The following is a 16,746-nucleotide window of genomic DNA, read 5'->3' on the forward strand; positions in this document are numbered from 1 at the left end:
CCGGAGGCGCTCAGTCGAAGCCCGCGGGCGCGGCCTGGTGCCAGTGGGTGAGGTGCTGGTAGCGATGCGCAACATTGAGCAGCCGCGCCTCGTCGAAGTAGTTGCCGATGAGCTGCAGCCCGACCGGCATGCCCGCGACCGGCTCGACCGGGATCGACATCCCCGGCAGCCCGGCGAGGTTGGTGGCGATGGTGTAGATGTCGTTGAGATACATCGCCACCGGATCGTCCATCTTGTCGCCGAGGGCGAAGGCGGTGCTCGGGGTGGTCGGTCCCATGATCACGTCGACCTCCTCGAAGGCGCGCTTGAAGTCGTCGGCGATGAGCTGACGGATCTTCTGCGCCTTGAGGTAGTAGGCGTCGTAATAGCCGGCCGAGAGCACATAGGTGCCGATCATCACCCGGCGCTGCACCTCGGCGCCGAAGCCCTCGGCACGGCTGCGGGTGTAGAGATCCTCGAGGTCGGCGGGATCGGCGCAGCGGTGTCCGTAACGCACCCCGTCGAAACGGGCGAGGTTCGACGAGCACTCCGCAGGCGCCACCACGTAGTAGACCGGTACCGACAGCGGGCTGTTGGGCAGGCTGATCTCGCGGATCTCGGCACCGAGCTTCTCGTATTCGCGGATCGCCGCCTCGACCGCGGCGCCGACACGCGGGTCGAGCCCCTCGCCGAAGAACTCCTTGGGCAGGCCGATACGCAGACCGCTGATGTCGTTGTCGAGGGCGTCGACATAGTCCGGCACCGGCACGTCGGCGCTGGTCGAGTCGCGCTCGTCGAAACCGGCCATCTCGTCGAGCAGGAAGGCGGCGTCGGCGGCCGAGCGCGCCATCACCCCGGCCTGGTCGAGCGAGGAGGCGAAGGCGATCATCCCCCAGCGCGAGCAGCGCCCGTAGGTCGGCTTGATGCCGGTGATGCCGCACAGCGCCGCTGGCTGACGGATCGAGCCGCCGGTATCGGTGCCGGTGGCCGCCGCGCACAGACGCGCGGCCACCGCCGCGGCCGAGCCGCCGGAGGAGCCGCCCGGCACCCGCGAGGTGTCCCAGGGGTTGGCGACGGGGCCGTAGTAGCTGGTCTCGTTGCTCGAGCCCATGGCGAACTCGTCCATGTTGGTCTTGCCGAGCATCACCGCGCCGGCGCCACCCAGACGCTCGACCACGGTCGCGTCATAGGGAGCGACGAAGTTGTCGAGCATGCGCGAGGCGCAGCTGGTGCGCACCCCCTTGGTGCAGAAGATGTCCTTGTGCGCGATCGGGATGCCGGTGAGCGGGCCGGCCTGGTCACGGGCGAGCGCCTCGTCGGCGCGCGCGGCGGCGGCGAGCGCGGCCTCGGCATCGACGGTGATGAAGCTGTTGAGCTGGGGATCGAGCCGCGCGATGCGATCGAGATAGTGACGGGTCAGCTCGGTGCTGGAGTATTTGCGCAGCCGCAGATCGGCGGCCAGCTCTGCGATCGACTTGTTCTGCATTATTCGATGACCTTCGGAACCAGATAGAGCCCGCCCTCGCTCAGCGGCGCGCCGGCTTGGTACTCGGCGCGGCGGTCCGGCTCGGTGGCCTGATCGGGCCGCAGCCGTTGGGCCATGTGCAGCGGGTGCGCCATCGGCTCGACGTCGTCGGTGTTCACCGAGTCCATCTGGGCCACGAGATCGAGAATATTGGAGAGTTCGGCGGCATAGCGCTCGGTCTGATCCGGGCTGATCGCCAGGCGCGCGAGGTGCGCGATCTTTTCGACGTCGGAACGATCCAGTGACATGTCCGTCCTGCTGGGCCTACAAAAATGGGGAGTCAAAATAGCATAGCGGCCATGGACGGTGGAACCGGCCGCCAGCGACCAGCGACCAGCGACCAGCGACCAGCGACCAGCGACCAGCGACCAGCGACCAGCGACCAGCGACCAGGGGATTGAACCGCAAAGCCGCGAAGCACGTGAAGTGCATGGTGTGTGATGTCGGCGTGAGACCACAGGCGGCGCGGATCCGCACCCACTGGCGGCTGATCGCTGGCGGCTGGCGGCTTATTCCCTGCACGCGAAGTGCATGGTGTGTGATGTCGGCGTGAGACCACAGGCGGCACAGGTCCGCACCCACTGGCGGCTGATCGCTGGCGGCTGGCGGCTTATTCCCTGCACGTGAAGTGCATGGTGTGTGATGTCGGCGTGAGACCACAGGCGGCGCGGATCCGCACCCACTGGCGGCTGATCGCTGGCGGCTGGCGGCTTATTCCCTGCACGCGAAGTGCATGGTGTGTGATGTCGGCGTGAGGCCACAGGCGGCGCGGGTCCGCACCCACTGGCGGCTGATCGCTGGCGGCTTATTCCCTTTCGTGCCTTCGCGGTTCAATCCCCTGGTCGCTGGCGCCGCTGCCTTGCCCATCCCTGATTGCATTGCTAGATTAGCCGTCCTGTTTTTCAAGGATTCCCTCAGCGGACATCGATACCGGACGCCTGCGGGACCCGGCGCTCCTCTCTTCCTCCAAGGTAAGTATCTGATGGTATTCAGACGCATTCGCGGGATATTCTCCAACGATCTGTCGATCGACCTGGGGACCGCCAACACCCTCATCTTTGCCCGCGGACAAGGCATCGTGCTCAACGAGCCCTCGGTGGTCGCGATCCGTCATGACCGCGCCACCGGCGGCAAGTCGGTCGCGGCAGTGGGCGAGGAGGCGAAGCTGATGCTCGGACGGACCCCACAGAGCATCACCGCGGTGCGGCCGATGAAAGACGGCGTGATCGCCGACTTCACCGTCACCGAGAAGATGCTGCAGTACTTCATCCACAAGGTGCACGAGTCGCGCCTGATCAGTCCCAGCCCGCGGGTGCTGATCTGCGTGCCCTGCGGCTCGACCCAGGTGGAGCGGCGCGCGATCCGCGAGTCGGCCGCCGGCGCCGGCGCGCGCGAGGTCTTCCTGATCGAGGAGCCGATGTCGGCGGCGATCGGCGCCGGGCTGCCGGTGCACGAGCCCCACGGCTGCATGGTCATCGACATCGGCGGCGGCACCTCGGAGGTGGCGGTGATCTCGCTCAACGGCATCGTCTACTCCGCCTCGGTGCGCATCGGCGGCGACACCTTCGACGACGCCATCGTCAACTATGTCCGGCGCAACTACGGCACCCTGATCGGCGAGACCACCGCCGAGCGCATCAAGCACAACATCGGCTCGGCCTACCCCGGCAACGAGATGCTGGAGCTGGAGGTCAAGGGCCGCAATCTCGCCGAGGGCGTGCCGCGCAGCTTCACCCTCAACAGCAACGAGATCCTCGAGGCGCTGCAGGAGCCGATCTCGGGCATCGTCGGTGCGGTCAAGATGGCCCTGGAGCAGACCCCGCCGGAACTCGGCGCCGATGTCGCCGAGCGCGGCATCGTGCTCACCGGCGGCGGCTCGATGCTGCGCGGCTTCGACCGGCTGATCGAGGAGGAGACCGGACTGCCGGTGGTGATGGCCGACGACCCGCTGACCTGCGTGGCGCGCGGCGGCGGCAAGGCACTGGAGCTGATCGACGAGCGCGCCACCGGACTGTTCTCGGTCGAGTGAGCCCCGCCGTTGCGGGAACGCCCCGACACGAGCGGACTGGTCGCGCTCGGCACAATATCGGAAAATGACCCGCTCACGCCGCCCCTGATGCAGCAGGGGCGGAGCCCTGTCCACGGGGTTTGAACCACCCCGCGCGACGCAGCAGACGCGCTCTCCCCCAATCCAGTCATTGCCGAGGAGCCGACCATCAAACCCCTGTTCGTCCGCGGCCCATCCCCACTGCTCAGGATGATCGTGGCGGTGATTCTGTCCCTCGGGCTGATCATCGCCGACCACCACTACGATCATCTCGGTACGGTACGCTCGGCGCTCTCGCTGGTCGCCTATCCGCTGCACTATGTCGTCGACCTTCCGGCGCACATGATGCGTGACACCCAGGGGCGCCTCACCAACGCCGCCGAGCTGCGCGCGCGCAACGCCGCGCTGCATCGCGAGAACCTGACCCTCAAGGCCAGGCTGCAGCAGTTCGAGGCGCTGGAGGCTGAGAACATGCGATTGCGCGACCTGCTCGGCTCCTCGTTCAGCGTCGGCGAACGGGTGTTGATCGCCGAGATCATGTCGCTCGACATCGCGCCCTACCGGCAACAGGTGATGATCAACAAGGGCTCGCGCTCGGGGCTGTTCGTCGGCCAGCCGGTGCTCGACGCCAACGCGGTGATGGGCCAGGTCATCCAGACCAACCCCTTCACCTCCACCGTGTTGCTGATCACCGACGCCGAGCACGCACTGCCGGTGGAGATCAATCGCAACGGTCTGCGCTCGGTGGCCGCCGGCACCGGCCTGAGCCAGGAGCTGCAGTTGCTGCACATCCCCAAGAACGCCGACGTGCGCGTCGGCGACCTGCTGGTGACCTCGGGGATGGGCGAGCGCTTCCCGCCGGGCTACCCGGTCGCCCGTATCAAGACCGTACGCCACGACCCGGACAATCCCTTCATCACCGTGCTCGCCGAGCCCACCGCCGCACTCGACCGCAGCCGTGAGGTGTTGCTGGTCTGGACCATGGACCCGGTGCTGCAACAGCAGGCACTCTCCGACACCCAGGGCGCGGAGGCCCCGCCCCGACCATGAGCGAGACCAGGCCACGCGGCGGCTGGCTGATCGGCCTCAGCCTGTTCGTCGCCTTCTCTCTCAGCATCCTGCCGATGCCGCTGCCGGCCGAGGCGCTGCGTCCGCAGTGGGTGGCGATGGTGGTGGTGTTCTGGTGTCTGCACACCCCCGAGCGGATCGGCGTCTTCTCGGCCTTCGCCAGCGGGGTGGCGCTCGACGTGATCTCCGGCACCCTGCTCGGTCAGCACGCACTCACCCTGTCGCTGCTCGCCTATCTGGTCGTCGAGCTGCACCAGCGCATCCGCATCTTCCCGATGTGGCAGCAGACCCTGTTCGTCTGGGTCCTGCTGCTCGCCGAACGGCTGCTCACCCTGTGGGTGCTCGGCGCCACCGGACAACCGATGCCGGCGCTGAGCTACTGGGCCCCGACCTTCCTCGGACTGATCTTCTGGCCCTGGCTGAGCGCGCTGCTCGGCGACCTCGGGCGACGCGCCGGAACCCTCTGAGACGATGCTCGAGTCAGGCTTCCAGGATCGCAAGCGCGAACAGCGGATCATCGCCACCCGCTCGGCGATCGCCGCACTGCTGGTGATGCTGGCCCTGGCGCTGCTGGTGGTGCGGCTGCTGCACCTGCAGGTCGAACGCCACGATCATTTCTCGGTGCTGTCGCAGGACAACCGGGTCAAGATCCAGCCGATCCCGCCGACCCGCGGACTGATCTACGACGCCAACGGCGTGCTGCTGGCCGAGAACCACCCCTCGTTCTCGCTCGAGATCACCATCGAGAAGGTGACCGATCTCGACGCCACCATCGCGGCGCTCTCCCGCATCATCCCGATCGACGACAAGGATCGCGCCCGCTTCGCCCGACTCAAGCGCCAGCGGATGCGCTTCCAGGGGGTACCGATCCGGCTCAACCTGACCCCGGCGGAGGTCGCCCGCTTCTCGGTCAACGGCCATCGCTTCCCCGGCGTCGACGTACGTGCCGAGCTGGTGCGCGCCTACCCGCTCGGACCCTATACCGCGCACGTGCTCGGCTATGTCGGGCGCATCAACGAGCGCGAGCTCAAGCGCATCGACGCGCGCAACTATGCCGGCACCCACTTCATCGGCAAGGGCGGGATCGAGAAGGCCCACGAGGACCTGCTCCACGGCGAGGTCGGTCACCAGCAGGTCGAGGTCAACGCCCGCGGTCGGGTGCTGCGTACCCTCGAGAGCCAGCCGCCGCTCCCCGGACGCGATCTCAGCCTTTATCTCGACATCAACCTGCAGCGCGCCACCACCGACATCCTCGGCGATCGGCGCGGAGCCATCGTCGCCATCGACCCGCGCAACGGTGGCGTACTGGCGCTGGTCAGCCAGCCGAGCTTCGATCCCAACCTGTTCGTCGAGGGGATCAGCCAGAAGGACTATCACGCACTGCTCTACTCGCCGGACAAGCCGCTGTTCAACCGCGCCATCCGCGGCCAGTACCCGCCGGGCTCGACGGTCAAGCCGTTCGTCGGGCTCGCCGGGCTGATCGAGGGCACGGTGACCGCGCAGAGCAAGGCCTATTGCCCCGGTTATTTCACCCTCCCCGGACACTCGCACCGCTTCCGTTGCTGGCGCCGCGGCGGTCACGGCCATGTCGATCTGCGTGCGGCGATGGCCGAGTCCTGCGACGTCTATTTCTACGATCTCGCCCACAAACTCGGTATCGACCGGCTGCATGCGCGCCTCGCCGAATTCGGCTTCGGCGCCGTCACCGGGATCGATCTCGCCGGCGAACTCGGCGGACTGCTGCCCTCGCGCGAATGGAAGCAGCGGGTCCGCAACCAGCCCTGGTTCCCCGGCGAGACGGTGATCATGGGCATCGGTCAGGGGGCCTATCTGGCCACCCCGCTACAGCTGGCCGCCGCCACCGCCACCCTCGCCAACCACGGTCATTTCATCGCCCCCCGGGTGGTGCGCGCCAGTCGCGCCTCGGAGCCCTCGCGATCGACCCCAGAGGAACCCCTGCCGATCGTCGAGCACCAGATCCAGGTCGAGAACCCGGCGCACTGGGACACCGTGATCGACTCCATGGTGGCGGTGATCGAGGACCGCCACGGCACCGCGCGCAAGATCCGCTCGCCCGATTACCACATCGCCGGCAAGACCGGCACCGCGCAGGTCTTCACCATCGGTCAGAGCGAACGCTACGACGCCGAGACCGTGCCCGAGCGGCTCAAGGACCACGCGCTGTTCGTCGCCTTCGCCCCGGTCGAGGACCCGCGCATCGCCGTCGCCGTGGTGGTCGAGAACGGCGGCAGCGGCAGCGCCACCGCCGCGCCCATCGCGCGGCGGGTGATCGACGCCTATCTCGGCGGCGAGCCGCTGCCGCCGGAGGAAGAGGAGAAGCGCGCCGATGGCGACTAACACCCGCGCCGCCCAGCTCGACCGTGGGGTCGACGAACCGCTGCCCGGTCCGCTGCGACGACTGCACATCGACGCGCCGCTGCTGGTGGCGCTGCTCGGACTGTGCGGCTTCGGGCTGATGGTGCTCTACAGCGCCAGCGACCAGAGCCCGCTGGCGGTGGAGCGCCAGCTGATCCGACTCGGCATCGCCTTCGCGCTGATGCTGGCGGTGGCGCAGATCCCGCCGAACCGACTGCGCAACTGGTCGCCCTCGCTATTCGTCGCCGGCTGCATCATGCTGGTGGCGGTGCTGGTGGCCGGCGAGATCGGCAAGGGCGCGCAACGCTGGCTCGACCTCGGCTTCGTGCGCTTCCAGCCCTCGGAGCTGCTCAAGCTCGCGGTGCCCATGGCGGTCGCCTGGATCCTCGCCGCCCGGCCGCTGCCGCCCTCGCGCACCCGCATCCTGCTGGCGGCGTTCATCACCATGATCCCGGTGGTGCTGATCGCCAAACAGCCCGATCTCGGCACCTCGCTGCTGGTGGCCAGCGCCGGGGTGATGGTGCTGTTCATCGCCGGGCTGAGCTGGCGGATGATCGGCGCGCTCGCGCTCATCGCCGCCGCCGCCGCGCCACTGCTGTGGTTCGGCATGCACGACTACCAGCGCGAGCGCGTGCTCACCTTCCTCAACCCGCAGTCCGACCCGCTCGGTTCGGGCTATCACATCATCCAGTCGCAGATCGCCATCGGCTCCGGCGGGGTCTCGGGCAAGGGCTGGCTCAACGGCACCCAGTCGCACCTGGAGTTCCTGCCCGAGCGCAACACCGACTTCATCTTCGCGGTGATCGGCGAGGAGTTCGGCTTCGCCGGCATCCTCGCGCTGCTCGCGCTCTATCTGTTCATCATCCTGCGCGGGCTGGTGATCGCCAGCCGCGCCCAGGACAACTACGGTCGGCTGCTCGCCGGCGGCCTGATCATGGTGTTCTTCGTCTATGTCTTCGTGAACACCGGGATGGTCACCGGACTGCTGCCGGTGGTCGGCGTGCCGCTGCCGCTGATCAGCTACGGCGGCACCTCGATGGTCACCCTGATGATCGGCTTCGGGATGATCATGAGTATCGAGACACATCGAAAAAGGGTTCGGATTTAAGCGCTTTGCGCATATACTGGAGGTCGAGTGTCAAGGAAAGCGTGCAGCGCGACGGGCGTTTGTGCACGACACCATCACCTTCAGGATCGAGCTGCCGTCGATCCGCACCGAGACTCAGGACCGATCGAGCACCGATGCGAACCCTGATCACCCTGTTGAGCGCCCTGCTGCTGCTCGCCACCGCCGAGGCCGCGCCCGACAGTTATCGGGATGCCGCAGCCACCTTCGTCACCGAGATGGCCGCGCGCCATGACCTCGATGCCGAGCGGCTCGCCGCCCTGATCGCCGGGGCCGAGTATCGCCAGGAGATCATCGATGCCATGGAGCAGCCCTACGAGGGCAAGCCCTGGCACCGCTATCGCGCACTCTTTCTCACCCCCGAGCGCATCGCCGGCGGACGCGCCTTCCACGCCGCCCATGCCGAGCAGCTCGCGCGGGCCGAGGCGCGTTACGGCATCCCTGCACCGGTGATCGTCGCCATCATCGGCATCGAGACCCGCTACGGCGAGGTGCTCGGTCGTCATCGCGCGCTCGACGCGCTGACCACGCTCGGCTTCTCCTACCCCAGACGCGCCGCCTTCTTCCGTCGCGAGCTCGAGCAACTGATCCTGCTCGGCGCCGAGGAGGGGATCGATCTGAGCGTCGTACGCGGCTCCTACGCCGGCGCACTCGGCATGCCCCAGTTCATCCCCTCGAGCTATCGCGCCTATGCCGTCGACTTCGACGGCGACGCGCGGCGCGACCTGTGGCGCAGCAGCGCCGATGTCATCGGTAGCGTCGCCAACTATCTCGCGCGTCACGGCTGGCGCGCAGGCGGCCCGGTGGCGATCCCCCTGGCGCAGCCGCCAGCGACCATGCCGGCAGTGGTGCGCAAGGCGCCGCGCGCACCCGCGACCACCCTCGGCGCGCTGCGCGCCGCCGGCATCGACCCGATGGCCGCAAACGGGCTCGCGCCGGAGACGCCGGCCAACCTGATGTGCCTGGATGGCGGCGCGGCAGGCGAGCGCTGCTGGATCAGCTTCGCCAACTTCTACGCCATCACCCGCTACAACCACAGCAACCTCTACGCCATGGCCGTGCACCAGTTGAGCGAGGCGATCGGGGAGACGCCGCCATGAGCGCGTCCCGCATCGCGGTCGATCAACAGGCGCTGTCGCAGGGGAGGATCCGCATGTCCATACCGTCCGCTCGTCCATCGCACCGTCGGCTGCTGATCGCACTGGCGATCGGTGCAGCCGCGCTCGGCGGCTGTGCCAGCCAGCCGGGTCAACACCAGCTCGACGCCTTCGACGACGTCCCGCCGGAGATCGCCGACATCCCCGACGCCGTCCCCAAGGTCGAACCCAGATCCAGATACGGCAACCCCAAGTCCTACGAGGTCTTCGGCAAGCGCTACTACACCAAGGCAAGCAGCCGCGGACACGTCGAGCGGGGCCTGGCCTCCTGGTACGGCAAGGACTTCCACGGTCGCCGCACCAGCTCGGGCGAGCCCTATGACATGCACGCCATGACCGCAGCCCATAAGACCCTGCCGCTGCCGACCTATGCCCGGGTGACCAATCTCGAGAACGGCCGCAGCGTGGTGGTGCGGATCAACGATCGCGGTCCCTTCCACGGCTCGCGCGTCATCGACCTGTCCTATACCGCCGCAACCAAGCTCGGCATGGCGCGCAAGGGCACCGCCATGGTCGAGGTCCGCGCCATCGACCCACGACGACCGGATGCCGATCCCGGCCCGCTGGTGGCGGGCGGCGAGCACGCGCCGCAGCGTGCTCGCGACACCAATCCCCCGGCGTCCGAGCCCGCCAGGGCGACGACCAAGCCGGTCACGACCGCGGCGCGTACCACGGATGGCGGCAGCGGTGGCCTCTATGTCCAGGTCGGCGCCTTCGGCGATCCGCGCAACGCCGAGCGGCTGCGCTCCCGGCTGCGTCCGGAACTCGGCGACCCGATCCTGGTCGAGAACACCCGTAGCGCCGACAATGCGCTCTATCGGGTCCGCATCGGCCCGCTGGCCTCGCGCACCGAAGCCAGCGCCCTCACCGAACGCCTGGCAGGGCTCGGCATCGCCGAGACCCGCCTGGTGCAGAACTGACCCTCGGGTCCGCCCAACCGGCGGCGGCGTCACGCCGCCGGTGCCCGACCACCCCATCCTCATCGATCCCAGCAACCGGGGTCACGGTCGGGCGATCCCCAAGACAGCGACAGCAAGGTTAGAATACCCCGTGATGACACGCCCCCACGCCGAACCCGGACACCCCATGAAGTCACGTATCCAGTCCCTCGTCCTGATCGTCCTGCTGTGCCTGTACCCCGTGCTGGCGAGCGCCGCACCGCAGATCCCGGCACCGCCGCAGCTCGACGCCAAGGGCTATCTGTTGATCGACTTCAACACCGGCCAGGTCCTCGCCGACATCAATGCCGACGAGCGTCTGGAACCGGCCAGCCTGACCAAGATCATGACCGGCTACGTGGTCTTTCGCGAACTCGCCGAGGGCAACATCCGTCTCGACGATCAGGTGCTGGTCAGCGAGAAGGCGTGGCGCACCGGCGGCTCGCGGATGTTCATCGAGGTCGGCACCCAGGTCAGCGTCGAGGACCTGCTCAAGGGCATGATCATCCAGTCGGGCAACGATGCCAGCGTCGCCCTCGCCGAGCACGTCGCCGGCAGCGTCGAGGCCTTCGCCAACCTGATGAACGCCCATGCCCGTCGGCTGGGGATGACCAACAGTCACTTCACCAACCCCAACGGCCTGCCCGATCCCGATCTCTACACCACCGCGCGCGACATCGCCCGCGTCACCATGGCGATCATCCGCGAGTTCCCGCAGTACTACGCCTGGTACAGCAGCCGCGACTTCACCTACAACGACATCACCCAGCCCAACCGCAACCCGTTGCTGCGTCGCGACCCCTCGGCCGATGGCGTCAAGACCGGTTACACCCGCGCCGCCGGTTACTGTCTGGTCGGTTCGGCCAAGCGTGACGACCAGCGACTGGTCTCGGTACTGATGGGCGCGCCCAGCCCCAATGCCCGCGCCACCTCCAGCCTGGCGCTGCTCAACTACGGCTTCCGCTTCTACGAGAGCCACCGTCTCTATCCGGCCGGTCAGCCGGTCGAGCACCTGCGGGTGTGGTACGGGGAGCAGGAGGTGCTGTCGGTGGGCCCGGCGACGGATGTGTTTGCGACCATCCCGCGCGGCGACTATGGTCAACTCAGCGCCCGTATCGAGCGCACCGCCGAGCTCACCGCCCCGATCGCCGTCGGCGCCCGGATCGGCGATCTGGTGGTCGACAACGCCGGGCGCGAACTGACGCGGGTCCCCCTGGTCGCGCTCGAGGCGGTGCCCGAGGGGGGGTTGGTGCGCAAGGCGAAGGACCATCTGCTGCGCATGTTCTGATGCCGGTCCGAGCCGGCGGAGCGAGCGCATGAACGAGCTCTATCTCAACGGTCGTTTCCTGCCGCCCGAGGCGGCGCAGGTCTCCGTGCTCGATCGCGGCTTCCTGTTCGGCGACGGCGTCTACGAGGTCGTGCCCAGCTACGGCGGTCACTTCCTCCGTCTCGACCAGCACCTGGCGCGGCTCGGGCGCAGTCTCGCGGCGATCGGGCTCGATGACCCGCTCGGACCCGAGGGTTGGCAACGGGTGGCGCGCCGGCTGGTCGGCGAGCCACCGGCCCCGGATCAGAGCCTTTATCTGCAGATCACCCGCGGGGCGGCGCCGACCCGCGATCACCGCTTCCCGACGGGGGTCAAACCGACGGTCTTGGCGATGAGCACGCCGCTCGCCCCACGCGACCCGGCGATCGCCCGCGACGGCATCCGCTGCATCACCCGGCCCGACATCCGCTGGCAGCGCTGCGACATCAAGTCGACCTCGCTGCTCGGGGCGGTGCTGATGCGCCAGGAGGCGAGCGCGGCCGGTGCCGACGAGACCATCATGCTGCGCGACGGACGGGTCACCGAGGCCGCCGCGGCCAACGTCTTCGTGGTCCAGGGTCAGCGGCTGCTGACCCCGCCCTGCGATCACCGTCTGCTCGCCGGGATCACCCGCGAGCTGGCGCTGCGACTCGCCGAGAGCGGTGAGATCGCCTTCTCCGAACAACCGATCGAGGACGCCCGGCTGCGCACCGCCGACGAGATCTGGCTCGGCAGCTCGACGCGCGAGCTGGTGCCGGTCACCCGGCTCGACGACCAGCCGGTCGGCGACGGCCGACCGGGACCACTCTGGCGACGCATGGACGCCCTCTATCAGGACTACAAGTCACAGGTACGCAACGGTCATGTCCGATTCTGAAGAAACCCTGCTCGAATTCCCCTGCCGTTTCCCGATCAAGGCGATGGGCCGCGCCAGCGACGACTTCCAGACGCTGGTCGTCGACATCGTCGAACGTCATGCCCCCGGCGTCGAGGCCACGGCGATCAGCGCCCGCCCCAGCAACGGCGGCAAGTGGCTGGCGGTGACGGTCACCATCGAGGCGCACAGCAAGGCGCAGCTCGACGCCATCTATGCCGAGCTGACCGCGCACGAGCGCGTGGTCTGGGCACTGTGAGCGAGGCGGGGGAGGGAGCGCGACAGCAGACGCTGCTGATCCGCCGTCTGCCGGGGCTGCAGGACTATGCCGCGACCCTGGAGGCGATGCGTCGCTTCACCGACGCCCGCGACGAGGACTCGCTCGACGAGCTGTGGCTGCTCGAGCACCCGCCGGTGTTCACCCTCGGTCAGGCCGGACGCCGCGAGCACCTGCTCGCCACCGGCGACATTCCGGTGCTACAGGTCGATCGCGGCGGTCAGGTCACCTATCACGGCCCCGGCCAGCTGGTCGCCTATCTGCTGTTCGATCTGAGACGCGCCGGGATCGGCGTCAAGCGGCTGGTCAACATGCTCGAGCAGACGGTGATCGAGCTGTTGCGCGACTACGGCGTGGATGCCGAACGCCGCGACAACGCCCCCGGGGTCTATGTCGCGGGCGCCAAGATCGCCTCGCTCGGGCTGAGGGTGCGCAATGCACGTAGCTATCACGGGCTGGCGCTCAACGTCGCCATGGAGCTCGAACCCTTCGACCGGATCAATCCCTGCGGCTACACCGGGCTGGCGATGACCCAGCTCTCGGAGTTCGTCGCCGGGATCGGGGTGACCGATGTCGCCGGCCGGCTGGTCGACACCCTCGCCCGGGTGTTCGACCTGGAGCCGCGCTGGGCGCGCTGAACCGCCTCAGCAGCACTCGAGCTCGATACACTCGAGCAGGTGCAACCCGGCATCGTCGTGATGATGCTCGAACAGTTCGCGCAACACGTTGACCTGACTGCCGATCAGGTACAACCCATCCTGACCGCGCGCCTCGGTCTCGGCGAGCTTGGTCGCGACATAGTCGTGCAGCGGTGATGGGTTGGTGTTGTGCTCGATACAGGCGCGGATGCGCTCGATGCAGCCGTCGACCCGCGACTCACAGTCGATATCGACGAAACTCACATATCTGTCGTTGGTGTGCGTCGTCTCGCTCAAGGCCCTCTACCTCTGGTGATCGTTCAACCCGGGCCACGACCGCTCCCGCCGCCATGATCGCGCCGCAATCATGGACAGTGGCCCGCCGCGACGCAGGCGGACGGGAGCGGCCAGCCACCTGATCACTCATAAGGCAAAAATCGCGCCTTAACCCTCAACGCACCCCGCTCACCGGTCGCATCTCGCGATCGCAGGCCCCGCCGACCCGAGCGATGACGCCGTCTCCGTCGCGATCACAGTCACTCCCACGGTCGATCACCCGACAGCGGATCTCGAGCGGCTCGCCGGCATCGGCCCAGTGCGGAATCTTGCGATAGCGCCCGATGCTGTCGTCAAGCCGACAACCGGCGGGGATGCCATAGGGGCGACAGTCGCTCGGGGCACGCAGGCTGACCTTGCGCCCGTCGACGACGAAGCCGGGATAGCGGTCCTCGACCCAGGTGCGATCGCGCGCCTCCAACTCGTCGAAACGGAACTGCTTGAAGCGATAACCGGTGCCGACCGTCTCGCCGACCTCGATGCGGGTGTTGGCGATCAACGCGAAGTCGTCGCCGCTGCGGGCGATGGCGCCGGACATGTACTCGACGCGCGGATGATCGGGGAAGCACTTGCCCATCGCCGGGGCGTGATAGTAGTGGCGCACCCGCTTGAGCTTGGCCAGGTCGGTGCCGGGGAAGACCGCGCGCAGGTCGTCGTCGTCACCATAGAGGATGCGTTCGACGTCGCCGACGCTCTGCGCATACATCGCCTGCAACTTGGCGAAGCGCGGCTCGTCGGCCAGGTCCGGGCGCAGATAGCAGGCGGTCAGGCCGGAGATCTGGGTGAGGAACTCGTCCCAGATGTTGTACTGCGAGACCTTGGAGGCGACCCCCTGGAAATCGCCGGGGAAGGTACAACCGATGTGTCGCGGGCACTGGCCGACGGCGCGATTACGGATGGTCAGCGCGACGATGTTGCGCTCACAGGCGCCATAGGCGTTGCAGCCGCGCGCATGATGGCCCTCGAACAGCGCGGTGCGCAGGGTGTAGTCGAGGTGCTTGGCGCGCGCCAGGGTGGTCAGCGGCAGCTCGCCGCGACGCCTGGCCAGATAATCCTCCCAGGCCCGCTCCAGGGCGCCGCGCCGCCCGCTCAGCCGGGCATTGGCGCGGGCGCACTCGGACGAGGCATGGAAGTCGCGGACGATGCGATCGAGCTGACTCGACGCGGCCGGGGACACCGCACCCGGTCGACCATCGGGCGGCGGGGTGAAGAAGGGCGCCTTCTCCATGGCATAGAGCTGACGGACATCGATCACCCCGCGCACCCCGGCCTCACAGTGGTGGTTCTCCACCTCCAGCCCCTTGCGTCGCTCGATCGCCGCGAGGAAGCGCGCGCGCGCCTCGGGACCGGCACGACGGGGATCGACCACCACCTCGAACCCGACATAGGGCGTGCCCGAGGCATCGGTGAGCGGTGCCCCGTCGCGGATCACCAGACAGGGGATCAGCGAGGTGCCCTGGGCGAGGGTGCCGATCGGCGCCCCGGGGTCGCCCGGGCGAAAGCGCTCGGCGCTGTAATAGGGCACCTCGACAGGGCCATTGAAGGCATAGAGGGTCATCACCGGGGTGGCGGGGATCCCGGCCCGCACCTGGACCGAGACGACGAGCAACGCGAGCGCGCCGAGCAGTTTACGCATGGGGTCGATTCCTGACAGAGGGTTCACCGGCCAAGCCTCACGGCCGATCCGGAATTACAGCATACCGGCCCGCTTGATGGCCAAATAGCGGTCGGCGAGCGCCGCCGGCAGCTGCCCCGGGAGCAGGTCGAGCACCAGGACCCCGCGCCGACGCAGCCGCGCGCAGCGCACCCGCCGCCGCTCGCGCCAGTCGCGCAGGGCATGGAAGCGCAGTGCATCCGACAGGTCGCGCAACGGCAGGTTCAACGCCCCGTCCAGCGAGCGCTCGCGCAGATCGGCGAGCAGCAACAGATGGTCGCGACCGAGCAGTCGTGCCGCCTGCTCCAGTCCTTCTTGATCCTCGTCGCGCCCGCAGGTGATCAACACCACCAGGGCACGGCGACGCAGCCGTTGTTGCAGCGTGGCGGCGGCGAGCAGTGGGTCGGCGGCCTCCAGCGTCGGCTGCAGGTCGTAGCAGTCATCGAGCAAGCGGCGCAGCGCCGGCTGCCCCTGGCGCGGGGGACACCAGCGACTCGTCCCGCCATAGCTCATCAGCCCCACCGCATCGCCCTGGCGCACCGCCAGCCCCGACACCAGCAACAGCGCGGCGAGCGCCGCATCGAGATGACCGAGCCCGTCCCCGAGATGGCGCATGTGCCGACCGCAATCGAGCAGGAACACCAGTTGCTGATCGCGCGACTCACGGTACTCGCGCGAGATCGGGCGCTGCGCGCGAGCGCTCGCCTTCCAGTCGATCTGGCGCAGCAGATCGCCGGCACGATAGTCGCGCAGCTGATGGAAGTCGCCGTCGCTGCCGCGTCGCTGGTGCGGGTGCACCCCGGCGCCGAGTCGCGCGTCCTGCGCCGCCAAGGCGATCCCGCGACGCAGCGCGGCGAGTGCCGGCACCACCCGCACCCGCTCCGACAAGACGAGCCGGCGACGACGGCGCCACAGCGCGAGCGACGAGTAGAGCGCCAGATCGACCCCGGTGAAGACGAAATCGCCCCGCCTCCCGGGTCGCAGCCGATAGTCCAGACGCGCCTCACCCAACGGCGACAGCAGCAGACTGGCGGGCAGCCCGGCGACCTCGAAGGCGGCCGGGTGCTGGTCATGCACCAGCAGCCGTAACCGCCGCCGCGCCGGCGAGCGCACCAGCAGCGCCACCGTGCACCACTCGCCCTGCGACAGGGTCCCCGGCAGCGTCCGCTCGACCTGCGGCACCGGCGTCCGCCACAGCGCCAGCACATCGCCCAGCACGATCACCGCGAGCAGCCCGCCATACCCCCACCACAGGGGGCCGGCACCCGGCCACCAGAGCGCCACCAGAGCGATCAGCGTCCAGCCGACGAACAACCAGGACAGGACAGGGGTCGGACGCATCCGTGACTCCGCAGGAAAACCATGGGCGACACGATAACCCAGAGTCGCGCGATTGAAACTCGGCCGCTTCGAGGTTCAGGCGGCCAGGCACCAGCCATCAGCCA

The 16,746-nt window shown here is 68.4% G+C and carries 16 protein-coding genes; 11 read left to right on the forward strand and 5 right to left on the reverse strand.

The annotated features are described in order from the left end of the window. Window positions 1-10: 10 nt before the first annotated feature. Together gatA and gatC are read right to left on the reverse strand one after the other, a co-directional pair. Entirely contained in the window at window positions 11-1,465 is a 1,455-nt protein-coding gene (gene gatA, locus EBL84_RS00795; protein ID WP_123139079.1) for an Asp-tRNA(Asn)/Glu-tRNA(Gln) amidotransferase subunit GatA, read from the reverse strand. After that, window positions 1,465-1,752 (reverse strand): Asp-tRNA(Asn)/Glu-tRNA(Gln) amidotransferase subunit GatC, encoded by a 288-nt coding sequence (gene gatC / locus EBL84_RS00800; protein ID WP_005222284.1) that lies wholly within the window; start codon window positions 1,750-1,752, stop codon window positions 1,465-1,467. Before gatC ends, gatA begins: the two co-directional genes overlap by 1 nt. A 734-nt stretch (window positions 1,753-2,486) precedes the next feature. Here gatC and EBL84_RS00805 point away from each other — a divergent pair. From EBL84_RS00805 to lipB, 11 genes are all read left to right on the forward strand, one after another. Further along, entirely contained in the window at window positions 2,487-3,533 is a 1,047-nt protein-coding gene (locus EBL84_RS00805) for a rod shape-determining protein (protein WP_123139080.1), read from the forward strand. Between the two features lie 240 nt (window positions 3,534-3,773). After that, window positions 3,774-4,601 (forward strand): rod shape-determining protein MreC, encoded by an 828-nt coding sequence (gene mreC / locus EBL84_RS00810; RefSeq protein ID WP_243695628.1) that lies wholly within the window; start codon window positions 3,774-3,776, stop codon window positions 4,599-4,601. Beyond that, complete coding sequence (gene mreD / locus EBL84_RS00815) at window positions 4,598-5,086, forward strand: rod shape-determining protein MreD (protein ID WP_123139082.1); 489 nt, start codon at window positions 4,598-4,600, stop codon at window positions 5,084-5,086. Before mreC ends, mreD begins: the two co-directional genes overlap by 4 nt. Window positions 5,087-5,090: 4 nt before the next feature. Continuing rightward, a complete protein-coding gene (gene mrdA / locus EBL84_RS00820) occupies window positions 5,091-6,977 on the forward strand; it encodes a penicillin-binding protein 2 (protein ID WP_123139083.1) in 1,887 nt (628 codons plus the stop codon). After that, on the forward strand, window positions 6,967-8,103 hold the full coding sequence (gene rodA / locus EBL84_RS00825) for a rod shape-determining protein RodA (protein ID WP_123139084.1): 1,137 nt from the start codon (window positions 6,967-6,969) through the stop codon (window positions 8,101-8,103). Before mrdA ends, rodA begins: the two co-directional genes overlap by 11 nt. Before the next feature lie 134 nt (window positions 8,104-8,237). Further along, entirely contained in the window at window positions 8,238-9,221 is a 984-nt protein-coding gene (gene mltB / locus EBL84_RS00830; RefSeq protein ID WP_123139085.1) for a lytic murein transglycosylase B, read from the forward strand. A gap of 53 nt (window positions 9,222-9,274) precedes the next feature. Then, a complete protein-coding gene (locus EBL84_RS00835) occupies window positions 9,275-10,198 on the forward strand; it encodes a septal ring lytic transglycosylase RlpA family protein (RefSeq protein ID WP_223806935.1) in 924 nt (307 codons plus the stop codon). 166 nt (window positions 10,199-10,364) lie between these two features. Further along, complete coding sequence (locus EBL84_RS00840) at window positions 10,365-11,504, forward strand: D-alanyl-D-alanine carboxypeptidase family protein (protein WP_123139087.1); 1,140 nt, start codon at window positions 10,365-10,367, stop codon at window positions 11,502-11,504. Between the two features lie 28 nt (window positions 11,505-11,532). Continuing rightward, window positions 11,533-12,399 carry a D-amino acid aminotransferase gene (locus tag EBL84_RS00845; RefSeq protein WP_123139088.1) on the forward strand — a complete coding sequence of 289 codons (867 nt, stop codon included), beginning with the start codon at window positions 11,533-11,535 and terminating at the stop codon, window positions 12,397-12,399. Then, window positions 12,386-12,655 (forward strand): YbeD family protein, encoded by a 270-nt coding sequence (locus EBL84_RS00850; protein WP_123139089.1) that lies wholly within the window; start codon window positions 12,386-12,388, stop codon window positions 12,653-12,655. The genes EBL84_RS00845 and EBL84_RS00850 overlap by 14 nt, the downstream gene beginning before the upstream one ends. Then, complete coding sequence (gene lipB / locus EBL84_RS00855; protein WP_123139090.1) at window positions 12,652-13,311, forward strand: lipoyl(octanoyl) transferase LipB; 660 nt, start codon at window positions 12,652-12,654, stop codon at window positions 13,309-13,311. Before EBL84_RS00850 ends, lipB begins: the two co-directional genes overlap by 4 nt. A 6-nt stretch (window positions 13,312-13,317) precedes the next feature. Here the strand turns inward: lipB and cowN are convergent, their stop codons facing one another. The 3 genes from cowN to EBL84_RS00870 form a co-directional block, all read right to left on the reverse strand. After that, complete coding sequence (cowN, locus tag EBL84_RS00860) at window positions 13,318-13,608, reverse strand: N(2)-fixation sustaining protein CowN (protein WP_123139091.1); 291 nt, start codon at window positions 13,606-13,608, stop codon at window positions 13,318-13,320. 154 nt (window positions 13,609-13,762) lie between these two features. Next, entirely contained in the window at window positions 13,763-15,283 is a 1,521-nt protein-coding gene (locus EBL84_RS00865) for a hypothetical protein (RefSeq protein ID WP_123139092.1), read from the reverse strand. Between the two features lie 54 nt (window positions 15,284-15,337). Further along, window positions 15,338-16,642 carry a DUF58 domain-containing protein gene (locus EBL84_RS00870; RefSeq protein WP_123139093.1) on the reverse strand — a complete coding sequence of 435 codons (1,305 nt, stop codon included), beginning with the start codon at window positions 16,640-16,642 and terminating at the stop codon, window positions 15,338-15,340. Between the last annotated feature and the right edge of the window lie 104 nt (window positions 16,643-16,746).

The organism is Marichromatium sp. AB31, assembly GCF_003718685.1.
Classification (GTDB): domain Bacteria; phylum Pseudomonadota; class Gammaproteobacteria; order Chromatiales; family Chromatiaceae; genus Marichromatium; species Marichromatium gracile.

What these genes read in the sequence shown, in the direction of transcription:
- gatC (WP_005222284.1), bottom strand. Translation starts at nt 1,752, where the DNA reads ATGTCACTGGATCGTTCCGACGTCGAAAAGATCGCGCACCTCGCGCGC.
- EBL84_RS00805 (WP_123139080.1), top strand. Translation starts at nt 2,487, where the DNA reads ATGGTATTCAGACGCATTCGCGGGATATTCTCCAACGATCTGTCGATC.
- mltB (WP_123139085.1), top strand. Translation starts at nt 8,238, where the DNA reads ATGCGAACCCTGATCACCCTGTTGAGCGCCCTGCTGCTGCTCGCCACC.
- mreD (WP_123139082.1), top strand. Translation starts at nt 4,598, where the DNA reads ATGAGCGAGACCAGGCCACGCGGCGGCTGGCTGATCGGCCTCAGCCTG.
- rodA (WP_123139084.1), top strand. Translation starts at nt 6,967, where the DNA reads ATGGCGACTAACACCCGCGCCGCCCAGCTCGACCGTGGGGTCGACGAA.
- EBL84_RS00850 (WP_123139089.1), top strand. Translation starts at nt 12,386, where the DNA reads ATGTCCGATTCTGAAGAAACCCTGCTCGAATTCCCCTGCCGTTTCCCG.
- EBL84_RS00845 (WP_123139088.1), top strand. Translation starts at nt 11,533, where the DNA reads ATGAACGAGCTCTATCTCAACGGTCGTTTCCTGCCGCCCGAGGCGGCG.
- EBL84_RS00835 (WP_223806935.1), top strand. Translation starts at nt 9,275, where the DNA reads ATGTCCATACCGTCCGCTCGTCCATCGCACCGTCGGCTGCTGATCGCA.
- EBL84_RS00870 (WP_123139093.1), bottom strand. Translation starts at nt 16,642, where the DNA reads ATGCGTCCGACCCCTGTCCTGTCCTGGTTGTTCGTCGGCTGGACGCTG.
- gatA (WP_123139079.1), bottom strand. Translation starts at nt 1,465, where the DNA reads ATGCAGAACAAGTCGATCGCAGAGCTGGCCGCCGATCTGCGGCTGCGC.
- mrdA (WP_123139083.1), top strand. Translation starts at nt 5,091, where the DNA reads ATGCTCGAGTCAGGCTTCCAGGATCGCAAGCGCGAACAGCGGATCATC.
- EBL84_RS00865 (WP_123139092.1), bottom strand. Translation starts at nt 15,283, where the DNA reads ATGCGTAAACTGCTCGGCGCGCTCGCGTTGCTCGTCGTCTCGGTCCAG.
- EBL84_RS00840 (WP_123139087.1), top strand. Translation starts at nt 10,365, where the DNA reads ATGAAGTCACGTATCCAGTCCCTCGTCCTGATCGTCCTGCTGTGCCTG.